The organism is Lactobacillus sp. UMNPBX17, from assembly GCF_002553735.1.
GTDB lineage: Bacteria > Bacillota > Bacilli > Lactobacillales > Lactobacillaceae > Lactobacillus > Lactobacillus gallinarum.
Genome location: NZ_PCYT01000173.1, coordinates 1 through 525 on the forward strand (window position 1 = coordinate 1; position 525 = coordinate 525).

Sequence of the window (525 nt, forward strand, 5' to 3'; positions counted from 1 at the left end):
ACTTCTAAATTGAAATATCGGAATACTAGCGTAGACGTTGGTAAGAGAAATGGAAGGCACGAATAGTCCAAAATGTATGAAAATAGAACATAGTCATACATTTGCTTACATTTTTCATAGCAGTAAACGGGATCTACTTGTTAATGGCCACTTTGAGCAATTAGTGCCCTTATTAGTGCCCTTAGAAGATCAAAATAAATATGCATGGAGCGTAAAACAAGATGAAAAACAAATCATTGGCTTTTTCCGTAAATTAGCTAAGCCAAATGATACGCTTGATCGTTATCTTTCCCTCTCAAATTTAGATCAAAATGCAGACTATATCATTAATCAAAAAAATAAGGTTAGTGATAGAGTACTTACTAATTTTGGTTTGCGTGAACCATATCAATTCAATGCTTCTAATGGCGATACAGCCCAAGTGACTGGTGATTTTCAGTCGTATCTCTTTGAAATAGAAAAAGAATAGCAAAAGTGTCTGGGAAAAAACTAACTTTCAGATACCAAAAGACGATCAATCCAACT

1 protein-coding gene is annotated in these 525 nt (G+C 34.1%); it reads left to right on the plus strand.

What is annotated here, in order from left to right; all coding sequences use genetic code 11:
- Positions 1-76 precede the first annotated feature (76 nt).
- On the plus strand, positions 77-469 hold the full coding sequence (locus CP368_RS10165) for a GH36 C-terminal domain-containing protein (RefSeq protein WP_158227442.1): 393 nt from the start codon (positions 77-79) through the stop codon (positions 467-469).
- Positions 470-525: the final 56 nt, after the last annotated feature.

Coding starts and splice junctions, on each gene's coding strand:
- CP368_RS10165 (WP_158227442.1), top strand. CDS start 77: ATGAAAATAGAACATAGTCATACATTTGCTTACATTTTTCATAGCAGT.